Genomic DNA, 22,080 nt, shown 5'->3' with positions numbered 1-22,080 from the left:
ACCTGGACCCCCGGCGGGGCGACCTCGGACGGCCCCCGGGCCAGGACGGCCGGACACAAGACCTTAGCAGCGAGAGCCCGTCCCCTAGACTCGGTCACTCTCACCATCCGACGGAGGTCCTCTCGTGCGCATGCTCGTCACCGGCGGAGCCGGGTTCATCGGCTCCAACTTCGTCCACCAGGTGGTGCGCGAGCACCCCGAGGTCCAGGTGACCGTGCTCGACGCCCTCACCTACGCGGGCGACGAGAAGAGCCTCGCCCCCGTCTGGGAGCAGATCACCTTCGCCAAGGGCAGCATCACCGACCACGACCTGGTCGACGACCTCGTGAAGAACGCCGACGTCGTCGTGCACTTCGCCGCCGAGTCGCACAACGACAACTCGCTGCACGACCCGTGGCCGTTCGTGCACACCAACGTCATCGGCACCTACACGCTGCTCGAGGCCGTGCGCCGGCACGACGTGCGCTACCACCACATCTCCACCGACGAGGTCTACGGCGACCTCGAGCTGGACGACCCGGCGAAGTTCACGCCGGACACCCCGTACAACCCGTCCAGCCCGTACTCCTCGACCAAGGCCTCCTCGGACCTCCTGGTCCGGGCGTGGGCGCGGTCGTTCGGGGTGCGCGCCACGCTGTCGAACTGCTCGAACAACTACGGGCCGTACCAGCACGTCGAGAAGTTCATCCCGCGCCAGATCACCAACGTCGTCGACGGCATCCGCCCCAAGCTCTACGGCACGGGCGAGAACGTCCGCGACTGGATCCACGTCGAGGACCACAACAGCGCGGTCTGGGACATCATCACGAAGGGCCGCCTCGGCGAGACCTACCTGATCGGCGCCGACGGCGAGGAGAACAACAAGACCGTCGTCGAGCTGATCCTCGAGCTCACCGGCCAGCCGTCCGACGCGTACGACCTCGTGAGCGACCGCCCGGGTCACGACCTGCGCTACGCGATCGACGCGACCAAGCTCCGCACCGAGCTCGGCTGGGAGCCGCGCTACACGACGTTCCGCGACGGCCTCGCCGCGACGATCGAGTGGTACCAGGCCAACGAGGCGTGGTGGCGGCCGCAGAAGGACGCGACCGAGGCGAAGTACGCCCAGCTCGGCCGCTGACCCGCGGCCCGCACGACCGACGGGGCCCGTCGCACCGGCACGTGCGGCGGGCCCCGTCGCGTGCGACCGGTCAGGCCCCGGTGCCCTCGCCGCCGTGCGCGTGCTGCCACGCCGCCCACGCGCTGGCCAGCGTGGCGTCCAGCGGCTCGACCGCGCGCCAGCCCAGGGCGGCCTCGATCGCGCGCGGGTCCGCCACCACCTCCGCGGGGTCGCCCGGCCGCCGGTCCACGAGCTCCGGCACCACGGGCACGCCCATCGCCGCGGACAGCCCCCGGATGACCGCCAGCACCGACGTCCCCACGCCCGTGCCGACGTTCAGCGCCCGGAACGGCGGCACGAGCGCGGCGCCCGCGTCCGTGCCGGCGCCCGCCAGGCCGTCCAGCGCCGCCACGTGCGCGCGCGCCAGGTCCAGCACGTGCACGTAGTCCCGCACCCCGGACCCGTCGGGCGTCGGGAAGTCCGTGCCCAGCACCCGCGGCGCCCGGCCGTGCCGCACCGCGTCGAGCACGAGCGTCACGAGGTTCGTCACCGCCGGGTCCCCGAGGTCGGGCCAGCCCGCCCCGGCCACGTTGAAGTACCGCAGCGCGGTGCCCCGCAGCGAACCGGTGGCCGCGACGTCCCGCAGCAGCCACTCGCCGACCAGCTTCGACCGGCCGTACGGGTTGACCGGCCTCGTGGGCGCGTCCTCGCCGACCAGGCCACCCGCGACGTCCCCGTACACCGCCGCGGACGACGAGAACACCACCGACCGCACCCCGTGCTCCGTGCAGGCCGCCAGCACGGCCGCGAACCCCTCGATGTTCTCGCGGTAGTACCGCAGCGGCTGCGCGACGGACTCGTCCACGCGCTTGCGCGCCGCGAGGTGCACCACCGCGGACACGCCGCGGCGGCGCACCACGTCGCCGAGCGCCCGGACCGCTCCCGGCCCGGCCACGTCGAGGCGCACCAGCTCGGTCCCGGCGACCCGCTCCGCGCGTCCCGACGACAGGTCGTCGACCACCACGACGTCCCGGCCGGCCGCCCGCAGGAGGCGGACGACGTGCGTGCCGATGTAGCCGGCACCACCGGTGACGAGGACGGTCATCCCGCCACCCTAACCAGCGGCGCCTGCACGATTCCTCCACGCGCTCACCCCCCGGGGTCCCTCACCTGCCCGGTCGCTGCTCCTATGCTCGGTCCTCGTGACCTCCCGCCACGCTGCTCCCGCACGCCCCCGCACCGTCCGGCACGGTCGGCCGCGTCGCTCGCACGCCGTGCTGCGGGGCGTCGCGCTCACCGCCGTCGCGGTGCTCTGCTTCGGCGCGTCGGGCGCCTCCGCGCTGTACGTGCGCCTGAACGGGAACATCAACACCATCGACGCGAGCGACCTCATCCAGGCGCTGCCCGAGCCCGAGGTCACGGCCACCGGCCCGGCCGACCCGGACGACCCGAACGCGGGCCAGCCCGTCAACATCCTGCTCATGGGATCGGACGAGCGCGACGGCGAGAACGAGGCCATCGGCGGCCACGTCGACGGCATGCGGTCGGACACGACGATCGTGGCCCACATCTCCGCGGACCGGACCCGGGTCGAGCTCATCTCGATCCCCCGCGACTCCCTCGTGCGGATCCCGACCTGCACCATGTCCGACGGCTCGACGACCAGCCCGCAGCGCAGCGCGATGTTCAACTCCGCGTTCGCGCTCGGTGCCGACCGCGGCGGCGACATCGCCTCGGCCGCCGCCTGCACGGTCAACACGGTCATGGAGAACACCGGCGTGCCGATCCACCACTTCGTGGTCGTGGACTTCGCCGGGTTCACCAAGATGGTCGACGCGGTCGGCGGCGTCCCGATGTGCGTGCCCAACGACATGGTCGCCCCCAAGGCCGGCCTGTCCCTGTCCGCCGGCCAGCAGACGCTCGACGGCACCCAGGCCCTGGCGTTCGCCCGCGCGCGCACGGGCGTCGGTGTCGGCGACGGCTCCGACACCAACCGGCTCGGTCGTCAGCAGGAGCTGCTCGCGGGCGTGGTGCGCGAGGTGCTCGGCAAGAACATGCTCACCGACATCACCCAGCTGATCCGGTTCCTGGACTCCGCGACGGAGTCGCTGTCCATCGACAGCGGGTTCAGCTCGATCACCGACATGGCCGGCCTCGCCTACAGCCTGCGCAGCACCCCGGCTGGGAACATCTCCTTCATGACGATCCCGTTCGCGACCGCGCCGAGCGACCCGAACCGGGTGGTGTGGACCTCCGAGGCCGACACCATCTGGGCGAACGTGGCGTCCGACCAGCCGATGCTCACCGGCACCAGCCAGGACCCGGACGCCGCCGCCGGCGGGGGCACCACCGACCCCGGCACCCCGGACCCCGGCGCGTCGGCGCCCGCCCCCGGCCAGACCGCCACCGAGGCGCCCGCCGCCCCCGCCCCCACCCAGACCCGTGAGGCCGGCAAGGAGGCGTTCTCCGCCGGCGACGTCACCGCGGTCTGCTGACCGTGGCGCGCGCCGAGGACCAGAACCCGCGGGACCCGTCCCGGGGGACGCCGCCCAGCTTCTCCCCCGCGACCGGGAGCCGCCGGCCGTCCCCCGACGGCGCCACGCCGGTGGGCACACCGCCGACCGGTCCGGCACCGGACCGGCGCTCGACCCCGCCCGCACGGCCGACCCGACCCAGCGCACCCGCCCGGTCGTCGGCGGCGCGCCCCGCGACGACGCCGCCCGCGGCACGCCCCGCGGCGACGCCGCCCGCCGCCCGGCCGTCGACCCCCCGCGAGCAGGGGCGGCCCACCGCACCCGAGGCCGGTTCCGGGACGCCGGGCAGCTTCGCGCCGCAGGGCGCCCGGCCCGAGGACGCCCCGCGCCCGGTCCGGGTCGCCGGTCGGACCGCGGGCTCGCCCGCGGCGGGCCGGACCGGGTCCCCCGCCGCGCGCACCGCCGCCGACCCGGCCGGTCCGCGCACGCCCCGGCAGTCCGCGCCGACGGGACCGGGGCGCCGGGCCACGGGCGCGGGGTCGCCCGCCCGTCCGTCCTCCCCCGGCACGCCCGGCACACCCGGCACACCCGGTCCGACGGCCACCGCGCCGCGCCGCCGACGCCGGGGCCGCGTGGTCGCCGCGGTGCTCGTGCTGGTGCTGCTGCTCGTCATCGCCTGGCCGGTCGGGCTGCTGGTCTGGGCGGACGGCAAGATCCAGCACACCGCCGCGCTGTCCGGTGCCGCGAACACGCCCGGCACGACCTACCTGCTCGCCGGGTCGGACTCGCGCGCCGACGGCGTCATCGAGGACACCGAGACGGTCGGCGCCCGCACGGACACGATCCTCGTGCTGCACGTCCCGGAGTCGGGCCCCGCGGCGCTCATCTCGATCCCCCGCGACGCCTACGTCGACATCCCGGGCTACGACCCGAACAAGATCAACGCCGCGTTCGCGTGGGGCGGTGCGCCGCTGCTCGTGCAGACGGTCGAGGAGCTCACCGGGCTGACGGTCGACCACTACGTCGAGGTCGGCTTCGGCGGCGTCGAGGAGATCGTGGACGCGCTCGGCGGGGTCGAGCTGTGCCTCGACGGCAGCACCGGCATCGCGTTCCCGGTGAACGAGCCGAAGTCCGGTCTGATCTGGGACACCCCCGGCTGCAAGACCGTCGACGGGGTGCAGGCCCTCGCGTTCTCGCGCATGCGGTACGCGGACCCGTCGGGCGACATCGGCCGCGGTCTGCGGCAGCGGCAGCTCATCAGCGCGGTCGCCGCGAAGGCCGCCGACCCCGCCGTGCTCCTGCAGCCGGGCAAGCAGGTCGCGCTGATCGACTCCGGCACCGGGGCGCTCACCGCCAGCGACGAGACCGGCATCGTGGACCTCGGGCGCCTCGCGCTGGCGTTCCGGTCCGCGACCGGCCCCGACGGCATCACCGGCACCCCGCCGATCTCCGACCTCGACTACCGCCCCGGCGGCGCGGGCTCCACCGTCCGGCTCGACCCGGACCAGACGCCGACGTTCTTCTCCTCGATCGCGGACGGCACCCTCGCCCCCGGCGTGTACGGCGGCGTCCCGACCCCCTGACGGGCGTCCCGGCGGGCGGCGGGTGCGCCGCCGAGCACCCGGCCGGTCGCGGTCAGCGGACGGCGGCGGAGCGGGCGCGCGCGCCCGACGAGCCGCGGTCGTACACCGGCGCCCGGTCGGCCCGCAGGCGACGCTCCTGCACCGCGACCGCCTCGTGCCACACGGCGACGACCCCGTCCCGCACGCGCTCGCACCCGCGGGTGGTGGCACGGCGCAGCAGCGGGCCGAACGGCCGCTCCACACAGCGGTGGACCAACCAGGCCAGCGCCACCGAGAACGCCACGGCCGCACCCAGCGCCGCCCACACCGGCACCCGGTCGTGCAGCAGGTGGACGACCCACAGCCCCCAGTACTCGTGCGTGAGGTAGAGCGGGTAGGTCAGCGCGCCGACCGCGGTCAGCCCGGACCACCGCCACCGCGCGAGCGGCGTCAGCGACACCAGGGCGACGAGGCCCACGCACGCCACCAGGCACACCCCGAGCAGGACCGGCTGCGGCGGCACGACCGAGTTGGCGCCGAGCGAGCCCATCCGCGCGGGCACCAGGGCGGCGGTCGCGACGGCGGCGTTCGCGCCGACGAGCAGCCACGGGACCAGGGCGTGCCCGGTCCGGTGGATCACGTAGAGCGCCATCCCGGCGGCGAACAGCGGCGCGTACGGGGCGACCAGCCACGTCACCGCGTCGGACCAGCCGAGGGTGCGCGCCAGCATCGCCGCAGCGGGCCACAGCGCCGCGAACCACAGCACCCGCGCACGGGTGATGCCGAACGCCGCGAACAGGGTGATCAGCAGGTAGAACCGCAGCTCGACCCAGAGCGTCCAGTACACGCCGTCCACGTGCCCGACGTCCACGAGGCTCTGCAGCAGCGTGAGGTTGACCAGCACCTGGCCGCCGGTGATCTCCTTGCCCGGCCAGACCAGCAGCAGCAGCGCGCCCGTCGCCAGCACACCCACCCAGTACGCCGGGTAGAGCCGGCCCACCCGCGAGCCGACGATGTCCGGGACGGACCGCCCCCACGCGGTCATCAGGATGACGAACCCGCTGATCACGAAGAACAGCTCCGGCCCGAGCGACGCGTAGACGGCCCAGGAGGACACCGCGGGTGCGACCTCCGCGAGGTCACGGCCCCAGGCGGTCGTCTCCCGCGTGGTGAAGTGGTACGCCACGACCCCGACGGCGGCGAGGAACCGCAGGCCGTCGAGGGCGGCCAGGCGCGGCGCGCGCGCCGGTGCGGGGGTCCGGGCGGAGGGCTGCGTGGTGGTCGCGTCGGGGAGCTGCCGGGGCGGCGCGGTGGTCGTCACCCGCTCGACGGTAGGTCGGACCCGCCGGGGCCGCCCGTCGAGATCCGGGCCACCGCACGGTCCTCGACGAGACCTTCACGAGCCCGGCGCGTACCCGGCGCGAGTTCCTCAGGACCCGAAGCCGACGCCCTGCCGGCGCCCGCCGCCGTGCTGGGCGCGCAGCCGCTCGCCCTTGGCGTCGGCCTGCTCGCGGAGCCCGTCCTGGAACGTCAGCATCTGCGCGGCGACCCGCCGGGCGGTCTCGTCCGTGCCCGAGCCGAGGATCCGTGCGGCCAGCAGGCCGGCGTTCCGCGCGCCGCCGATCGACACGGTGGCGACCGGGACACCCGCGGGCATCTGCACGATCGAGAGCAGCGAGTCGAGCCCGTCCAGGCGCGCGAGCGGCACCGGGACGCCGATCACCGGCAGCGGGGTGACGGCGGCGAGCATCCCCGGCAGGTGGGCCGCTCCCCCGGCACCGGCGACGATCACGCGCAGCCCGCGGTCGGCGGCGGTGCGGCCGTACTCGACCATCTTGTCGGGCTGCCGGTGCGCGGAGACGACGTCCACCTCGACCGGCACGTCGAACTCGGCCAGCGCCTGCGCGGCGGCCTCCATGACGGGCCAGTCCGAGTCCGAGCCCATGACGATGCCGACGAGCGGGGACATGCGTACCTCCGGGTGCCTGGTGGTCGAGCGTGGTCGAGCGGGTCGGGCGGGGTCACACGGGGTCGGGCGCCTCGCCGCGCAGCACGGCCGCGGCGGCGACCGCCCGGCGGCGCACGTCGTCGAGGTCGGTGCCGGACACGGTGACGTGCCCGAGCTTGCGCCCGGGCCGCACGCCCTTGCCGTACAGGTGGACCTTGGCGTCCGGGTCGAGCGCGGCGACCTCGGCGAGCCCGTCGGTCAGCGCCGCGCGGGTGCTGCCGAGCACGTTGGCCATCACCGTCCAGGGCGCGCGCGCCGCCGTCCCGCCGAGCGGCAGGTCGAGCACGGCGCGCAGGTGCTGCTCGAACTGGCTCGTCACGGAGCCGTCGATCGTCCAGTGGCCCGAGTTGTGCGGGCGCATCGCGAGCTCGTTCACCAGCACGCGCGGCGCCCCGCCGTCGGGGTCCGCGACCTCGAACAGCTCGACCGCCAGGACGCCGGTCACGCCCAGCCCCCCGGCGACCTCGCGGGCGATCCCCTCGGCCGTCGCGGCGGTGCGCGGGTCGAGGTCGGGTGCGGGCGCGACCACCTCGGAGCAGACGCCGTCGCGCTGCACGGACTCCACGACCGGCCAGGTCCGGACCTCGCCCGACGGTGTCCGCGCGACCAGCACCGCGAGCTCGCGGGTGAACGGGACGCGCTCCTCGGCGAGCAGCGGCGCCCCGGTGCCGGCGGTGGCGGCGTCGAACCAGTCCGCGACCTCGTCGGCCGAGCGCACGACCCGCACGCCCTTGCCGTCGTAGCCGCCGCGCGCCGTCTTCACCACGGCCGTGCCGTCACCGGCCGCGAGGAACGCCGTCAGGTCGTCGGCGGTCGCCAGCGGCGCCCAGCGCGGGCACGGCACGCCGAGCGCGGTCAGCCGCGTGCGCATCACGATCTTGTCCTGCGCGTGCACGAGCGCGTCCGGGCCGGGCCGCACCGCGACGCCGCGGTCCTCGAGCTCGGTGAGCAGGCCGTTCGGCACGTGCTCGTGCTCGAAGGTCAGCGCGTCCGCGCCCACCACCAGCCGCTCCACGGCGACCGGGTCCGACGCCACGCCCACCGGGGCGTCCACGACGACCTGGGCGGCCGACGACACCGCGTCCTCCACCAGGACCCGCAGGTGCACGCCGAGCGCGGTCGCCGCGGGCGCCATCATGCGGGCGAGCTGCCCACCACCGACCACTGCCACCACGGGTGCTGCCACGACCGGTGAGCCTACCCGGCCCGCGCCACCGACCCCGCTGCGCCGGTCCGGTCCGGGACCTCCCGCACAGCACCCACCCAGCGCGGGGAGATACCGTGGGGCGGTGACTTCCTCCGGTGCGCCCGGCCTCACGGCCGCACCGGGACCCGCCCCCGAGGCCCGTCCCGGACTGCTGAGCGACGCCCTGCGCGCCCGGCTGCTCGAGCTCGCCCGGTTCGGCTCGGTGGGCAGCGTGGCGTTCGTCGTGGACCTCGGCACGTACAACCTGCTGCGGTTCGGACCGGTCGCCGTGCTGCACGACAAGCCGCTCACCGCGCGGGTGATCGCGGTCGTCCTGGCGACGCTCGTGTCCTGGCTCGGCAGCCGGCACTGGACCTTCGCGGACCAGCGGACCCACCGGCACGGGCGGGAGCTCGTGCTGTTCGCCCTGATCAACGTCCTCGGCTCCGGCATCACGATCGGCACGCTGGCGTTCTCGCACTACGTGCTGGGCCAGCAGGGCCCGTTCGCGGACAACGTCGCCAACGTAGTGGGCATCGGGCTCGGCACGATCGCGCGGTACGCGGGTTACAAGATGTTCGTGTTCACCGGCACGTCGGCGCTGCCCGTCGCCCTCGCGGAGGTCGGGCACGAGGCCCGCACGCACGAGGCACGGTCCCACGAGGCCCGGTCCCAGGAGCTGCCGCACCCCCGGCCGCACCCGGCCGACGACGCCTGACCGCGTCCCCGCTCACCCGGGCGGACGCCCGCCCGGTCGTGGCGGCGCCGCCGGCCGCGCCGCCAGCCCCGCGACCGCCAGCACGACCACCGCCACGACCGCGACCCCGGCGACGTACCCCGGCGTCAGGTGGTCGGGCAGCACCAGCGCCACCGCGGCGGCGCCCGCGACCACGACCCGCACGGTCGTGCGCTGCTCGGCGAGCCACACCCCGGCCCGGCCGGTGCCCACGCCCCGCCGGTCGCCCGCCGCGGCGAGCCCGGCGGCGCGGGACCAGGACGCCCGCAGCGCCCGCGCCGGGGCGCTGCCGCCCGCGACGAACGCGACCGCCGCCACCAGCAGCCCGAGCGCCAGCCCCGAGCGCAGCGTGACGCGCAGCAGTGTGACGACCTGGTCGTAGACGGCCACGGCGGCGTCGGGCCGCTGCACCGCCGGGGGCAGCGCCCGGGCGTAGAGCTGCCGCCCGACCGTCAGCGCGACCCCGAGCAGCAGCATGCCCCCGGCGAGCGCCAGCCCGGCGGCGACGACGGCGCGCGACCGGTGCCGCGCCGCCAGCACCGCCGCGACCAGCAGCCCGAGCACGACCCAGACCAGCCACGCCCCGAGCACGTCCAGCAGCCGGTACGCGCCCTGCGCCCGGACGAGGTCGGCGCTGGTCAGCAGCGGGAAGCTCGCGCCGATGGTCGGCAGCCGGTCGACGACGGTGAACCCCGCGTCGGACAGCGCGGCACGGACCGCCACGACCACGTCGGTGAGGTCCACGGTGAGCGTCCCGTCCGCGCCGATCGTCGCCAGCGCGTCCGGGTCCCCGCGCAGGGCCGCGGCGAGCTGGGCGTGCACCGCGCGGTTCGCCCCGTCCCACACCGTGGCGAACCCGTCGGAGTCGACGACCCGGGCGACGGTCTGCCGGACGAACCCCGTCACGGCGGACACGAGCGGCCCCTGCAAGGCGTCGACCGCGCCCGCGACCCGCGGCGGCAGCCCGAGCCCGGTGACCGCCCCGGTGGCGTCGGCGGCCAGCCCGGGCACGTCGACCGCCTCGACCACCGCCGTGGTGACCCGCTCGGTGACGGCGGACCGGATCTGCGGGTCCCGCGCGAGCGGCCCGACGGTGGCGAGGTACCGGTCGGTGTCGGTCACCAGGTCCCGCGCCCAGGTCGCGACCACCGCGACCGGGGCGAGCAGGCCTGCGGCGACCAGCAGGGCGACCACCGCCGCCGACCGGCCGGGGCGTCGACGCCGCGGGTCGCTGGGAGCCTGCTGCGCGGCGTCGGACGCGCGCAGCCGGGCGTTCTCGGCCTCCAGCGCCGCGACCCGCGCGGTCAGCGCGTCGACGTCGTCCGCACCCGCGTCCTGCCGCCGATCGTCCACCGCGCCACCCGCCCGCTCGTCGTGGGATCCCCGAGGGCGAACCTACGCACGTCGGGACGGGCACCGCACCACCCGCGGCGGACGAGCCCGCAACGTGCCGTCACCGCCGCCGGCGCTGCCGCTCGCTGCGCGGCGAGATGACCGACCCGCGCGGCAGCACCACGTCGGGCGCCATCGCCGCGGGCACGCCGGTGAGGAACAGCGCGAACACCGCGGGCCGGCGCTGCGCGAGCTCGAGCCGCGCGCCGTCCGCGGACGCGAGGTCGCGGGCGAGCGCCAGCCCCAGGCCGGTGCCCTGGCCGGAGGTCACCTCGCGCTCGAAGATCCGCGGCGCCAGGTCGTCGGGCACGCCGTCGCCCTCGTCGGCGACCTCGACCACGACAGCGCGGGACGCCCCCGGCCGGGACCGCACCGTGGTGGTGCCGCCACCGTGCCGCAGCGAGTTCTCGATCAGCGTCGCGAGCACCTGCGCGAGCGCGCCGGGCGTGGCCAGCACCTGCGCGGCGGGGTCGACCTCGATGACGAGGTGGCGTCCCGCGGCCTCGAAGGTCGGCCGCCACTCCTCCTCCTGCTGGTGCACCACGTCGACCAGCCGGATCGCCTCGGTGGTGCCGCCCTGCGCACGCCGGGACCGGGTCAGCAGGTCGTCGACGACCGTCACCAGCCGCTCGACCTGCTCCAACGAGATCCGGGCCTCCTCGCGGATCGCCTCGTCGTCGGAGGCGAGCATGATCTCCTCCAGCCGCATCGTCAGCGCCGTGAGCGGCGTGCGGAGCTGGTGGGACGCGTCGGACGCGAACTGCCGCTCGGCGGCGAGCCGCCCGGCCATCCGGTCGGCGCTGCGGGCCAGCTCGGCGGCGACGAGGTCGATCTCCTCGACACCGGACGCCTCGAGCTGCGGGCGCACCTGGCCGGAGCCCAGCTGCTCCGCGGACGCCGCGAGGTAGACCAGCGGCGCCGCGAGCCGGTTCGCCTGCCAGATCGCCATCGAGATGCCCGCGGCGAACGCCACGACCGCAGCGACCACGACGAGCCCCATGATCTGCGCGCTGGCGAGGAACACCTCCCACCACGACGCGTACATCGTGATGCGCGTGCCGTTCGAGGACACGTCGGTGATCGTCACCGTGCGGTCCGGGACCTCGGGTCCCGCCTGGTACCGGGCGCCGTCGGCGGTGACGACGAACACGCTGACGGCGATGCCGCCCCCGCGCTCCACGTAGGGCTCGAGGACGCGGTCGGACAGCGGCTGGTTCTCCTGGTCGCGGCTGTCGATCTGGCGCGCCAGGTCGGACGCGCGCGTCTCGAGCGCCCCGATCTCGTTGTCCCGGACGTACTGGGCGCCGAGGAACGCGAGGGGGAAGCCGAGCAGGAGGACCGCGACCGTGACGGCCGCGATGGTGGCCTGGAGGACGCGGCGGCGCACGGGTCAGCCCCGGGTGCCCTCGCCGGACTCGAACCGGAAGCCCATGCCGCGCACCGTGCTGATGTACCGCGGGGCGCTCGCGTCGTCGCCGAGCTTGCGGCGCAGCCAGGACACGTGCATGTCGAGCGTCTTCGTCGAGCCGGTGGGGTCGGAGCCCCAGACCTCGCGCATGAGGGTCTCGCGGGCGACGACCGTGCCCGCGGCGCCGACCAGCACGCGGAGCAGGTCGAACTCCTTGGCGGTCAGGTGCAGCTCGCGGTCGGCCTGGAACGCACGGTGCGCGGCGACGTCGACGCGCACGTCCTGGCTGCGCAGCTCGTCCTCGTCGGGGGCGTCGCCGCCGGTGCGCCGCAGCAGCGCCCGGACGCGGGCGAGCAGCTCGGCCAGGCGGAACGGCTTGGTCACGTAGTCGTCGGCGCCGGCGTCGAGCCCGACGACCAGGTCGACCTCGTCCGCCCGGGCCGTCAGCACCAGCACCGGCGTGGTGAGGCCCTGGTTGCGGATCGCGCGGGCGACGTCGAGGCCGTCCATGTCCGGCAGCCCGAGGTCCAGGACCACGAGGTCGGCCTCGCTGGCCCGGTCGATGGCACCCTGACCGGTGCCCTGGACGCGCACGTCGTAGCCCTCGCGGCCCAGCGCGCGGGCCAGCGGCTCGGCGATCGCGGGGTCGTCCTCGGCCAGCAGCACCTGGGTCATGGCGCCATGTTAGGTCACGGAACGGTCTGGCACACGGCACAACCGGGTCACAGTCCGGTCGGGTCGTCCTCAGGCGGCCTCCTCGGGCCGCGTGGCGGGTCCGCCCGCCGTCGCGCTCCGCCCGTGGGACGACGTCGGCGCCGGCCCGGTCCGCCTGCGGGGGCACGCGACGGCCCCGAGGCCCGACCTACGCTGGCCCGATGACGTGGTGGGAACGGCTGCAGACCTGGGAGGAGCGGCACCAGCTCGGGATCGACGCGACCGTCACGGTGCTCACCGGGCTGGTCATGATCCCGCTCGGCGCCGGCGTGGCGACCGGCTGGGAGCGGACCCCGGTCGCGGGGGTGGTGCTGTCGGCCCTGGTCTGGCTGCCGCTGGCCTGGCGCCGCCGGAACCCGGTCGCCTCCGTCATCGCCGTCTACGCGGCCGGGCTGCTGCACATCCTGCTCGGGATGCCGACGCTGATGCCCGCTGACCTGGCGGTGCTGGTCGCCCTGTACTCCGTCACGGTCCACGGCCCGCGCTGGGCGCACTGGACCGCGATCGCGTCGGCCGTCGTCGGCGCCCTGGTGATGTCGGTGGCCCTGATGGCCACGGTCGGGTACCGCAACGCGCCGGAGCTCGCCGCGACGATGATGGCGCTGTGGGTGTTCTGCTGCGCCTGCGCGGTCGCGGCCTGGGCGTTCGGGCTGATGCGCCGGTCCCGCCGCGAGATGATCACCACCCTGCGCGACCGGGCGGAGCGGCTCGAGGTCGAGCGCGACCAGCAGGCCCAGATCGCCACCGCGGCCGAGCGCACCCGCATCGCCCGGGAGATGCACGACATCGTCGCCCACTCCCTGTCCGTGGTGGTCGCGCAGGCCGACGGCGGGCGCTACGCGGCCGCGGCCGACCCCGACGCCGCCACCCGCGCCCTCACGACCATCGCCGAGACCGGCCGCGCCGCCCTGGCCGACATGCGCCGGCTGCTCGGCGTGCTGCGCGACCCGGCCGCCGGTGGTGCGGCGCCCGGCACCGGGGCCACCCCGTACACCCCGCAGCCCGCCGAGCAGGACCTCGAGTCGCTCGTGGAGCAGGTGCGCGGGTCCGGCGCCCGGGTGTCGCTGGTCCGGATGGGCACCGCGCGCCGGCTGCCGCCGGGCATCGGCCTGACCGTCTACCGGATCTGCCAGGAGGCGCTGACCAACGTGCTCAAGCACGCCGGACCCTCCCCGGCCGTCACCGTGCTGGTGCAGTGGCAGCCGTCCGCCCTGGTGCTCCAGGTCGACGACGACGGGCGCGGCGCCGCCGCCGACTCCGATGGCGCCGGGCACGGCCTGCTCGGCATGCGCGAGCGGGCCGCGATGGTCGGCGGGTCCCTCACCGCGGCGCCGCGTCCGGGCGGCGGGTTCCGGGTCCGGGTCGAGCTGCCGCTGCCCCCGGGAGCCCCCGAGCTGGATGCGGCGGCGCCGGCACCTGCGGCGCAGCCCTAGGCTGGCCCGCATGACCGAGACGATCCGCGTCGGCGTGGTGGACGACCAGCAGCTCGTGCGGGCGGGGTTCCGGCTCGTCATCGACTCCCAGCCCGACCTGTCCGTCGTCCTGGAGGCCGGCGACGGCGTGCAGGCCGTGCAGGCCCTCACCCCGACGACCGCGCAGGCCCAGGTGCTCGGCCCGGTCGACGTCGTGCTGATGGACGTCCGGATGCCCGGGCTCGACGGGCTGGCCGCCACCGAGCGGATCGTCGCCGCCGGCACCCCCGAGCACCCCGCGCCCCGGATCATCGTGCTGACGACGTTCGACCTCGACGAGTACGTGCTGTCCGCGATCCGCGCCGGCGCCAGCGGGTTCCTCCTCAAGGACGCGCCGCCGGAGGACATGCTGGAGGCCATCCGCACCGTGCACCGCGGCGACGCCGTGATCGCGCCGTCCAGCACCCGCCGCCTGCTCGAGCACCTCGTCACCGCGCTGCCCGCCGAGCAGCCGCAGACCGCCGCGGCGCAGGAGCAGCTCGCCTCGCTCACCGAGCGCGAGCGGGAGGTCCTGGTGCTGATGGCCCGCGGCCGGTCGAACACCGAGATCGGGTCGGACCTGTTCGTCGCGGAGGCCACCGTCAAGACGCACGTCGGGCGGATCCTCGCCAAGCTCGGCGCCCGCGACCGGGTGCAGGCCGTCGTCGTCGCCTACGAGACCGGCCTGGTCGTCCCGGGGGCCTGACCTCCCGCGACCCGGGGACCGACCTCCTGCGACCCCGGGCCCGACCCGGTGCGACCCAGGTCGTACCCCGGGATGACCCCCGGACCGGGCCCCGGGTGGACGACACCGTGCCGTGCCGCTCCGTAGCGTCGAGGGCACCGGATACGCCGATCACCAGGAGCACTGCCGTGGACCCGTTCACCCCCGCCGGAGCACCCGCCCCGCACGCCGCACCCCCCGCCGGACCGCCGGCCCACGCCGCGCCGGCCGCCCAGGCCGCCGTCCGCGCCCGGGGCCTGGCCAAGGTCTACGGGCGCGGCGAGGCCGAGGTCCGCGCCCTGGCCGGGGTCGACGTCGACTTCGCGGCCGGTGAGTTCACCGCGATCATGGGCCCGTCGGGCTCCGGCAAGTCGACGCTGATGCACGTCCTCGCCGGGCTGGACGCCGCGACCGCGGGCTCCGCGTTCCTCGGCCCCACCGACGTCACCACCCTCGACGACGACGCCCTGACCCGGCTGCGCCGCGACCGCGTCGGCTTCGTGTTCCAGTCGTTCAACCTGCTGCCGATGTTCACCGCGGAGCAGAACATCCTGCTGCCGCTGGAGCTCGCCGGCGCCCCCGTCGACCGCGCCTGGTTCGACACCCTCGTGACCACGCTCGGGCTCACCCGGCGCCTCACGCACCGGCCCTCCGAGCTGTCCGGCGGGCAGCAGCAGCGCGTCGCGATCGCCCGCGCCCTGATCGCCAAGCCGGAGGTCGTGTTCGCCGACGAGCCCACCGGCAACCTGGACTCGCGCTCCGGCGCCGAGGTGCTGAGCTTCCTGCGTCGCTCGGTGCGGGAGCTGGGCCGCACGATCATCATGGTCACCCACGACCCGACGGCCGCCGCCTACGCCGACCGCGTGGTGCTGCTCGCCGACGGCCGGATCGCGGGCGACATCGTCGACCCGACGCCCGAGGCCGTGCTCGCCGGGCTGGACGCGCTGCGCCAGCTCGAGGTCGCCGACGTCCCGGCAGGTGCCTGATGTGGCGCCTCACCCTGGCGCAGATGCGCCGCAGCCTCGGGCGGCTGACCGCCGCGGGCATCGCGATCGCGATCGGCACGGCCTTCGTCGCGGCGACGCTGCTCGCCGGTGACGTGATGCGGCGGATCTCCTACGACTCCATCACGGCGTCGTACGGGACCGCCGACCTGATCGGCAGCTCCCCGCAGGCGCTCACCGACGCGACGATGGACGCGGTGCGGTCCCAGCCCGGCGTCGCCGGCGCGGATCCCCGCGTGATCGTCCCGTACGTGCACCTCACCGCGGGCGACAAGGAGATCACGCAGACCTTCGTCCCCGTGCCGAGCGACGACGCCTTCGACACCCAGCAGGTCACCGCGGGCGAGCTGCCCGCCGGCGACGACGAGATCGCGCTGCCGGAGCGCTCCGCCGAACGGCTCGGCGTCGCGCTCGGCGACCGCGTCACGGTGTCCTACAACGAGTGGCAGCGCACCCCCGACGAGAAGGACGACGGGGCGACCGTCCTGGAGCGCGACCAGGCCGTCACGGTCGTCGCGCTGACCACGGACCCCACGGCCGCGTGGGCCCAGTACGACGGCGTGGGCATGTCCACGACCGAGGCGGTGCTGCGCTGGTCCGGCTGGGGCCGCGGCCCCGAGGCCCAGCCGCTCGAGGTCGCCGGCACCAACCAGGTGCTGATCGCCCTGGAGCCGGGCGCCGACACCGCGGTCGTGCAGGACGCCGTGCGCGGCGTCCTCGCGACGGGCGCGGGCGAGCCGCTGGTGCTCACCCGCGACGCCGCGGCCGAGCGCGCGATCTCCGGCGACGGCACCAGCGCCATCCTCCTGGTGGTCCTGGCGTTCGCCGCCGTCGCGATGGTCGTCGCCGGCCTCGTGATCGCCAACACGTTCCAGGTGCTGGTCGCCCAGCGCACCCGCATGCTCGCGCTGCTGCGCTGCGTGGGCGCGGTGCGGTCCCAGGTCCGGCGGTCGGTCCTGCTCGAGGCGACGATCCTCGGCGCGGTCGCGTCCGCCGCCGGTGCGCTGCTCGGCACGCTCCTGGTCCAGCTCGCGCTCCTCGCGATGCGGGGCGCGGACCTGCCGTTCCCGGTCCCCGCGGTCGTGCGGCCCACCGTCGCGAGCGTGGTCGCGCCGCTGCTGGTCGGCACCGTGGTCACCGTCCTGGCGGCGCTGACGCCCGCCCGCGTCGCCACCCGCGTCGCCCCGGTCGCGGCCCTGCGCCCTGCCGACGCGCCGGCGCTCGGCAGCGGGGCCGGTCGGGTCCGGCTGGTGCTGAGCCTGCTCGCCGTCGTCGGCGGCGCGGTGCTGCTGGCCGCCGGGGTCGTCCTGTCCCGGACCGTCGACCCGGCGCTCGCCCTCGGCGTCGCGTTCCTCGGCGGTGCGGCGTCCTTCGTCGGCGTGCTCGTCAGCGCCGTGTTCTGGATGCCGAAGGTCGTGGCCGCCACCGGCGCGCTCGTCGGCCGCGCCGGGGTGCCGGCCCGGCTGGCCGCCGCCAACACCGGACGCAACCCGGCCCGCACGGCCGCGACCAGCACCGCGCTGCTGATCGGCGTCACCCTGGTGACGATGATGAGCACCGGCGCCGTCACCTCCCGTGCCACCCTCGACGGCGAGCTCGACGCCCGGTTCCCGGTGGACCTGCAGGTCTCGGCACCGACCTCCGTCGACGCCGAGGGCCGCACCGTGATCGAGCCGCTGCCCGCCGGCACCGCCGACCGGCTGCGCGAGGTCGCGGGCGTGTCCGACGTCGCCGTCCTGCCGACCGCCACCGTGGCGGTCGGGGACGCCGGGGAGACCGCGACCGCCGTCGCCGTCAGCCCCGACCAGGCCGCCGACGTGCTCCGCGACCCCGACCTCGTCGAGGCGGTCACGGACGCCACCGTGGTCGTGCCGTCGAGCATGGCCTCGTACTTCCACCTGAGCGACGGCGACACCCTCTCGCTCGCCCTCGGGGACGCGCTCACCGGCCAGGCGGAGCCCGGCGCCGCGAGCACCGACCTGCGGGTGGTCGTCAGCGACCTGGACGACTGGTCGGTGCTGGTGACGCCCGGCACGCTCGACGCGATCGGCTCCGCCGGCACGCCGTCGACGGCGTGGGTCCGGGTCGCCGACATCGACGCCTCCGGGCGCGTGGTCCAGGGCGTCCAGGACCTCACGCTGGACTCGGTGCTCGACATCTCCGGCGCGGCGGTCGAGCGCGCGCTCTACCAGCGGACGATCGACGTGATGCTGGCCGTGGTCGTCGGGCTGCTCGCGGTCGCGGTCGTCATCGCCCTCATCGGCGTGACCAACACCCTCAGCCTGTCGGTCATCGAGCGCCGCCGTGAGTCCGCGACGCTGCGCGCGCTCGGTCTGACCCGGCGGCAGCTGCGGGCGTCGATGGCGGTCGAGGGCGCCCTGATCGCCGGGGTCGGCGCGGTGGTCGGCGTCCTGCTCGGGCTGGCCTACGGCTGGCTGGGCTCCGCCTCGGTGCTCGCGTCCCTGTCGGACGTGCAGCTCCGGGTCCCGTGGCGGGACCTCGCCGCGGTGCTGCTGGTCGCGCTGGTCGCCGGGGTGCTGGCGTCGGTGCTCCCGGGCCGCAGCGCGGCGCGCACCCCGCCGGTCGCGGCGCTCGCCGTGGACTGAGCAGCCCGGGCGCCCGACGGCGTCCGACCCGCGCGGGGTCGTCCGGTCGTGCACCGGGCGGCCCCGCCGTCGTCCACCCGCCGTTCACCTAGCCGCGGCCGACCTCGCCGTCGCGGCGCTCCCCCGGCGTGCCGAACGTCCAGCCCACCACCGCGGGCACGAGCAGCAGCCCGCCGGTGACGACGGCGAGCACGAGGACCCCGACCGACCAGGCCGCCACCTCGACGCCCAGCCAGCCGATCGCGAGCACCACCAGCAGGATCTGCACCGTCATCACCGGTGCGCGGCCCCAGCGGTGGCCCTGGAGCAGGGCCCGGCCCGCGCCGCCGAGCAGCGCGCCCATCCCGGCCGCGAGGACCGCGAGGAACACGACCGGCCCCGGCAGGTCGGTCCCCCGGACCAGCGCGACCACGCAGGCCACGGCCGCGACGAGCAGCGCCGCGGCCTGGGCGAGCACCAGCGCGGTGAGCACGCGGACCGGGACCGGGGGGCGCGCGGGCCGGGGCGGGAGCGGGGCGGGCGGGGGCGTGGCGGTCACGTCGCGACCCTAGCGGCGCCGGTCCCGCCACGCCCCCGTCTGCCGGGGTTCGACGGTCCCGACGTCGCCGCAGGTCAGCGCGCCGGGGCCCTCCGCCGTCGGGACCTTCGTCCCAGCGTGCGGGTGGAATTGGCGCCGGGAGCGCCGACCGGAGTAGCCTGCGGCCGAGGCGTCCAGGATCCCCACAGGTGTGACCGACGCCTCAGTCGTTACGCGCGAGAAACCTCCGCGTAACCCCTTGTGCGCCGTCTGCGCCCATGTGAATCTTGTACTCAGCAGTTCGAATCCCGAGCGCCGACGCTCACGCCCCCGCGAATCCCTTGCGTCGACGTGTGCTTCTGCGCCCCCACGCCACCCAGCCCCCTGGTGAGTGGCATGCCCCCGTGCTGAGGAGTGTTTTCGATGGATTGGCGCCACCGCGCAGCGTGCCTGACCGAGGACCCGGAGCTGTTCTTCCCGATCGGCAACACGGGCCCGGCCCTGCTGCAGATCGAGGAGGCGAAGGCCGTGTGCCGTCGCTGCGACGTCGTCGACACGTGCCTCAAGTGGGCCCTCGAGTCCGGTCAGGACGCCGGCGTCTGGGGCGGCCTGTCCGAGGACGAGCGCCGCGCCCTCAAGCGCCGCACCGCCCGCCAGCGCCGCGCCGGCTGACCACCCGCCGCGCACCCGCCGCCGACGCCCGCCGCCCCTTCCGGGGCAGGCGGGCGTCGTCGCGTCCACCCCGGGCCTGCCGCGCCCGCTGGCTCGGGACGACGAGAGGTCACGACACGCCGGCGTCCGCCCCGGACCACCCGCGTGTCGTGACCCCTCGTCACCGCCCCGCGCCCGACGCCCCGCGACCGACGCCGACGCCGAGATGGCAGTGCCCGCCTGTGCGCGCGGGTGGCGACGCAGGCGTGCGGTGTCATCTCGGCGACGCGGGCGCGGGGCGGCGCGGGGCCGGGAGAGCGCGGGTGCGGGTGCGCGGCGCCGCGGGCGCTACGCGACCGTGTTCGCGTGGTTCGGGGTGCGCAGGGTGGCGCGGAGCTCGACCTGGGTGCCGCCGCCCTCGCGGGCCGACCACGCGATGGACCCACGCAGCTCGTTGGTGACGAGGGTCGAGACGATCTGGGTGCCGAGCCCGGTGCCGGCGCCCGCGTCGGCGGGGATGCCCGCGCCGTCGTCGGCGACGATGACCGTGACCTCGTCGTCGACGCGGTCGGCGGTGACCTCGACGGTCCCGGACTCCCGGCCCGCCAGGCCGTGCTCGACGGCGTTGGTCACCAGCTCGGTGAGCACCAGCGCGAGCGCCGTGGCGTCCTCGGCGGAGACCGGCCCGAAGGTGCCGCGCACGACGGTGCGGACGCTGTTGCCGGCGGAGGCGACGTCGGCGGCGAGCCGCAGGGACCGGCCGACCAGGTCGTCGAACACCACGGTCTCGTCGAGGGTCTGCGACAGGGTCTCGTGCACCAGCGCGATGGTGGCGACGCGGCGCATGGCCTCCTCGAGGGCGGCCCGGGCCTCGGGGACCTTGATGCGCCGGGCCTGCAGCCGCAGCAGCGCCGCGACGGTCTGCAGGTTGTTCTTCACGCGGTGGTGGATCTCGCGGATCGTCGCGTCCTTGGTGATGAGCTCCCGCTCGCGACGCCGGAGCTCGGACACGTCGCGGCACAGCAGCACGGCGCCGATCCGCTCGTGGTCCTCGGTGAGCGGGACGGCACGCAGGGACAGCGCGACACCGTGCGCCTCGATGTCGGTCCGCCACGGCGCGCGGCCCATGAGCACCAGGGGCATCGACTCGTCGACGGTGGACTTCTGCTCGACGAGGTCGGCGACCACCTCGACCAGCGACCGGCCCACGAGGTCGTCCATCGCGCCGAGCCGGTGGAAGCAGGACAGGGCGTTGGGGCTGGCGTAGAGCACCTCGCCCTCGGAGTTGAGCCGCACCAGGCCGTCGCCGACCCGGGGTGCGCCCCGCCGGGGGCCGGTGGCGGCGTTGGGCAGCGGGAACTCGCCGCGCGCGATCATCGCCATCAGGTCGTCCGCGGCCTCGACGTAGTTGAGCTCGAGGCGGCTGGGGGTCCGCGCGCCGCCGAGGTTGGTCTGCCGGGCGATGACGGCGATCGCGCGGCCGTCGCGCACCACGGGGACTGCCTCCTCCCGCACGGCGTACGAGCCGAACCAGCGGGGCTCGCGCGATCGCAGCGACTTCACCTCGCTGAGCGAGCGTGCGAGCTGCGGGCGCTGGCCGTCGGGTGCGCGGGAGCCGACGACGTCGTCGTAGTGCACCGTGGCGCCGGTGCTGGGTCGGCACTGGGCGACCGCGACGAAGTCGCCCTCCGCGACCGGCAGCCACAGCACCAGGTCGGCGAACGCGAGGTCCGAGATGACCTGCCAGTCGCCGACCAGCAGGTGCAGCCACTCGAGGTCCGCGGCGTCGAGGTCGGAGTGGCGCTGCACGAGCTCGCTCAGGGTGGACACCGTCCCAGCCTAGACACCACCGCCGGGCCCGGGCGCGGGGCGTCCACGCGTCACCCGCGCCGCCACGCCACGCCCGCCGCCCGCCTGCGCACGCGCCGCGGTCACCCGGCGGATAATGTCGCCTCAGCACCCCCGCACCCCCGCGTCCCGCGCTCCTGGAAGGACCCGTCGTGCACCTGCAGGTCACCCTCTCCGTCCCCGCCGACCCCCGGACGACCGGGGCGATGCTGGCCGACCCCGCGTACGTCGCCGCGAAGGTGCGCGCGAGCGGCGCCGAGGAGCTGGCGGTCGACGTCGCGCCGGGCGAGGACGGCTCGTTCACGGTGACCACCCGCCGGTCGCTGCCGACCGACCAGATCCCGCCGCAGGCGCGGGCGTTCGTCGGGTCGCGCCTGGAGGTGCGCCAGGTGGAGGCGTGGGAGCCCCCCGCGCCGGACGGCTCGCGCACGGGCACGGTCGCGGTGGAGATCGCCGGCGCGCCGGTGCGCCTGACCGGCACGGTGGTGCTGAGCGGTGACGGCGACGGGTCGCGGATCACGTACGACGGCGACCTGCGGGCGAACGTGCCGCTGTTCGGCGCGGCCGTCGAGGAGGCCGCGGCCGGCGCGGTGCGTGGTGCGCTGCAGGCCGAGGAGGCCGTCGCCCGCGACTGGGTCGCCGGCACCCCCCGCGCCTGAGCGGACGCGTAACGATTCCGTAACGCGTCTCACCCTGCCAG

The 22,080-nt window shown here is 75.9% G+C and carries 20 protein-coding genes; 10 read left to right on the top strand and 10 right to left on the bottom strand.

From position 1 onward, the window contains the following. The first annotated feature begins 124 nt into the window (after window positions 1–124). Window positions 125–1,120, top strand: a complete 996-nt coding sequence (gene rfbB / locus ACFVXN_RS02260; RefSeq protein ID WP_389226592.1) for a dTDP-glucose 4,6-dehydratase — start codon at window positions 125–127, stop codon at window positions 1,118–1,120. 70 nt (window positions 1,121–1,190) lie between these two features. Here the strand turns inward: rfbB and galE are convergent, their stop codons facing one another. Beyond that, the gene (gene galE, locus ACFVXN_RS02255) at window positions 1,191–2,204 is read right to left on the bottom strand and encodes a UDP-glucose 4-epimerase GalE (RefSeq protein WP_389226589.1); all 1,014 of its coding nucleotides are present in this window, start codon (window positions 2,202–2,204) and stop codon (window positions 1,191–1,193) included. 97 nt (window positions 2,205–2,301) lie between these two features. Here galE and ACFVXN_RS02250 point away from each other — a divergent pair, with 97 nt between their 5' ends. Beyond that, entirely contained in the window at window positions 2,302–3,594 is a 1,293-nt protein-coding gene (locus ACFVXN_RS02250) for an LCP family protein (protein WP_389226586.1), read from the top strand. Here ACFVXN_RS02250 and ACFVXN_RS02245 read toward each other — a convergent pair. Continuing rightward, window positions 3,578–4,060, bottom strand: a complete 483-nt coding sequence (locus tag ACFVXN_RS02245; protein ID WP_389226583.1) for a hypothetical protein — start codon at window positions 4,058–4,060, stop codon at window positions 3,578–3,580. The two genes, ACFVXN_RS02250 and ACFVXN_RS02245, sit on opposite strands and share 17 nt — an antisense overlap. Before the next feature lie 145 nt (window positions 4,061–4,205). Here ACFVXN_RS02245 and ACFVXN_RS02240 point away from each other — a divergent pair, with 145 nt between their 5' ends. After that, window positions 4,206–5,156 carry an LCP family protein gene (locus ACFVXN_RS02240; protein WP_389226580.1) on the top strand — a complete coding sequence of 317 codons (951 nt, stop codon included), beginning with the start codon at window positions 4,206–4,208 and terminating at the stop codon, window positions 5,154–5,156. Between the two features lie 52 nt (window positions 5,157–5,208). On the opposite strand, the gene ACFVXN_RS02235 is transcribed toward ACFVXN_RS02240, so the two are convergent. From ACFVXN_RS02235 to ACFVXN_RS02225, 3 genes are all read right to left on the bottom strand, one after another. Then, window positions 5,209–6,456, bottom strand: a complete 1,248-nt coding sequence (locus ACFVXN_RS02235) for an acyltransferase family protein (protein ID WP_389226577.1) — start codon at window positions 6,454–6,456, stop codon at window positions 5,209–5,211. 108 nt (window positions 6,457–6,564) lie between these two features. Then, window positions 6,565–7,104 (bottom strand): 5-(carboxyamino)imidazole ribonucleotide mutase, encoded by a 540-nt coding sequence (gene purE, locus ACFVXN_RS02230; protein ID WP_389226574.1) that lies wholly within the window; start codon window positions 7,102–7,104, stop codon window positions 6,565–6,567. A gap of 52 nt (window positions 7,105–7,156) precedes the next feature. Continuing rightward, complete coding sequence (locus ACFVXN_RS02225) at window positions 7,157–8,329, bottom strand: 5-(carboxyamino)imidazole ribonucleotide synthase (RefSeq protein WP_389226571.1); 1,173 nt, start codon at window positions 8,327–8,329, stop codon at window positions 7,157–7,159. A gap of 103 nt (window positions 8,330–8,432) precedes the next feature. Here ACFVXN_RS02225 and ACFVXN_RS02220 point away from each other — a divergent pair, with 103 nt between their 5' ends. Then, window positions 8,433–9,047, top strand: coding sequence for a GtrA family protein (locus ACFVXN_RS02220; RefSeq protein WP_389226568.1), 615 nt, complete (start codon window positions 8,433–8,435; stop codon window positions 9,045–9,047). A gap of 12 nt (window positions 9,048–9,059) precedes the next feature. Here ACFVXN_RS02220 and ACFVXN_RS02215 read toward each other — a convergent pair whose 3' ends face one another. The 3 genes from ACFVXN_RS02215 to ACFVXN_RS02205 form a co-directional block, all read right to left on the bottom strand. Next, window positions 9,060–10,418 (bottom strand): hypothetical protein, encoded by a 1,359-nt coding sequence (locus ACFVXN_RS02215; protein WP_389226565.1) that lies wholly within the window; start codon window positions 10,416–10,418, stop codon window positions 9,060–9,062. 100 nt (window positions 10,419–10,518) lie between these two features. Next, the gene (locus ACFVXN_RS02210) at window positions 10,519–11,844 is read right to left on the bottom strand and encodes an ATP-binding protein (protein WP_389226562.1); all 1,326 of its coding nucleotides are present in this window, start codon (window positions 11,842–11,844) and stop codon (window positions 10,519–10,521) included. A gap of 3 nt (window positions 11,845–11,847) precedes the next feature. Continuing rightward, window positions 11,848–12,540 carry a response regulator transcription factor gene (locus ACFVXN_RS02205; RefSeq protein ID WP_389226559.1) on the bottom strand — a complete coding sequence of 231 codons (693 nt, stop codon included), beginning with the start codon at window positions 12,538–12,540 and terminating at the stop codon, window positions 11,848–11,850. 200 nt (window positions 12,541–12,740) lie between these two features. On the opposite strand from ACFVXN_RS02205, the gene ACFVXN_RS02200 reads away from it, so the two are divergent. The 4 genes from ACFVXN_RS02200 to ACFVXN_RS02185 all read left to right on the top strand — a co-directional run bounded on the left by ACFVXN_RS02200 (window position 12,741) and on the right by ACFVXN_RS02185 (window position 18,364). Continuing rightward, window positions 12,741–14,012 carry a sensor histidine kinase gene (locus tag ACFVXN_RS02200; protein ID WP_389226556.1) on the top strand — a complete coding sequence of 424 codons (1,272 nt, stop codon included), beginning with the start codon at window positions 12,741–12,743 and terminating at the stop codon, window positions 14,010–14,012. 10 nt (window positions 14,013–14,022) lie between these two features. Continuing rightward, the gene (locus ACFVXN_RS02195; protein WP_389226553.1) at window positions 14,023–14,736 is read left to right on the top strand and encodes a response regulator; all 714 of its coding nucleotides are present in this window, start codon (window positions 14,023–14,025) and stop codon (window positions 14,734–14,736) included. Between the two features lie 167 nt (window positions 14,737–14,903). Then, entirely contained in the window at window positions 14,904–15,740 is an 837-nt protein-coding gene (locus ACFVXN_RS02190; protein WP_389226550.1) for an ABC transporter ATP-binding protein, read from the top strand. After that, window positions 15,740–18,364, top strand: coding sequence for an ABC transporter permease (locus ACFVXN_RS02185; RefSeq protein ID WP_389226547.1), 2,625 nt, complete (start codon window positions 15,740–15,742; stop codon window positions 18,362–18,364). The genes ACFVXN_RS02190 and ACFVXN_RS02185 overlap by 1 nt, the downstream gene beginning before the upstream one ends. Before the next feature lie 88 nt (window positions 18,365–18,452). Here the strand turns inward: ACFVXN_RS02185 and ACFVXN_RS02180 are convergent, their stop codons facing one another. Continuing rightward, window positions 18,453–18,902, bottom strand: coding sequence for a hypothetical protein (locus tag ACFVXN_RS02180; protein WP_389226544.1), 450 nt, complete (start codon window positions 18,900–18,902; stop codon window positions 18,453–18,455). A gap of 402 nt (window positions 18,903–19,304) precedes the next feature. Here ACFVXN_RS02180 and ACFVXN_RS02175 point away from each other — a divergent pair, with 402 nt between their 5' ends. After that, entirely contained in the window at window positions 19,305–19,553 is a 249-nt protein-coding gene (locus tag ACFVXN_RS02175; RefSeq protein WP_122151410.1) for a WhiB family transcriptional regulator, read from the top strand. 327 nt (window positions 19,554–19,880) lie between these two features. Here the strand turns inward: ACFVXN_RS02175 and ACFVXN_RS02170 are convergent, their stop codons facing one another. After that, window positions 19,881–21,362, bottom strand: a complete 1,482-nt coding sequence (locus ACFVXN_RS02170) for a sensor histidine kinase (protein WP_389226540.1) — start codon at window positions 21,360–21,362, stop codon at window positions 19,881–19,883. A gap of 170 nt (window positions 21,363–21,532) precedes the next feature. Here ACFVXN_RS02170 and ACFVXN_RS02165 point away from each other — a divergent pair, with 170 nt between their 5' ends. Beyond that, window positions 21,533–22,039: a DUF2505 domain-containing protein gene (locus ACFVXN_RS02165; protein ID WP_389226537.1), complete on the top strand. Its 507-nt coding sequence runs from the start codon at window positions 21,533–21,535 to the stop codon at window positions 22,037–22,039. The last annotated feature ends 41 nt before the right edge of the window (window positions 22,040–22,080 follow it).

The organism is Cellulomonas sp. NPDC058312 (genome assembly GCF_042880135.1).
Classification (GTDB): domain Bacteria; phylum Actinomycetota; class Actinomycetes; order Actinomycetales; family Cellulomonadaceae; genus Cellulomonas.
This window is presented reverse-complemented; position numbering and strand designations above follow the sequence as displayed.

What these genes read in the sequence shown, in the direction of transcription:
- ACFVXN_RS02185 (WP_389226547.1), top strand. Translation starts at nt 15,740, where the DNA reads ATGTGGCGCCTCACCCTGGCGCAGATGCGCCGCAGCCTCGGGCGGCTG.
- purE (WP_389226574.1), bottom strand. Translation starts at nt 7,104, where the DNA reads ATGTCCCCGCTCGTCGGCATCGTCATGGGCTCGGACTCGGACTGGCCC.
- ACFVXN_RS02175 (WP_122151410.1), top strand. Translation starts at nt 19,305, where the DNA reads ATGGATTGGCGCCACCGCGCAGCGTGCCTGACCGAGGACCCGGAGCTG.
- ACFVXN_RS02205 (WP_389226559.1), bottom strand. Translation starts at nt 12,540, where the DNA reads ATGACCCAGGTGCTGCTGGCCGAGGACGACCCCGCGATCGCCGAGCCG.
- ACFVXN_RS02200 (WP_389226556.1), top strand. Translation starts at nt 12,741, where the DNA reads ATGACGTGGTGGGAACGGCTGCAGACCTGGGAGGAGCGGCACCAGCTC.
- galE (WP_389226589.1), bottom strand. Translation starts at nt 2,204, where the DNA reads ATGACCGTCCTCGTCACCGGTGGTGCCGGCTACATCGGCACGCACGTC.
- ACFVXN_RS02195 (WP_389226553.1), top strand. Translation starts at nt 14,023, where the DNA reads ATGACCGAGACGATCCGCGTCGGCGTGGTGGACGACCAGCAGCTCGTG.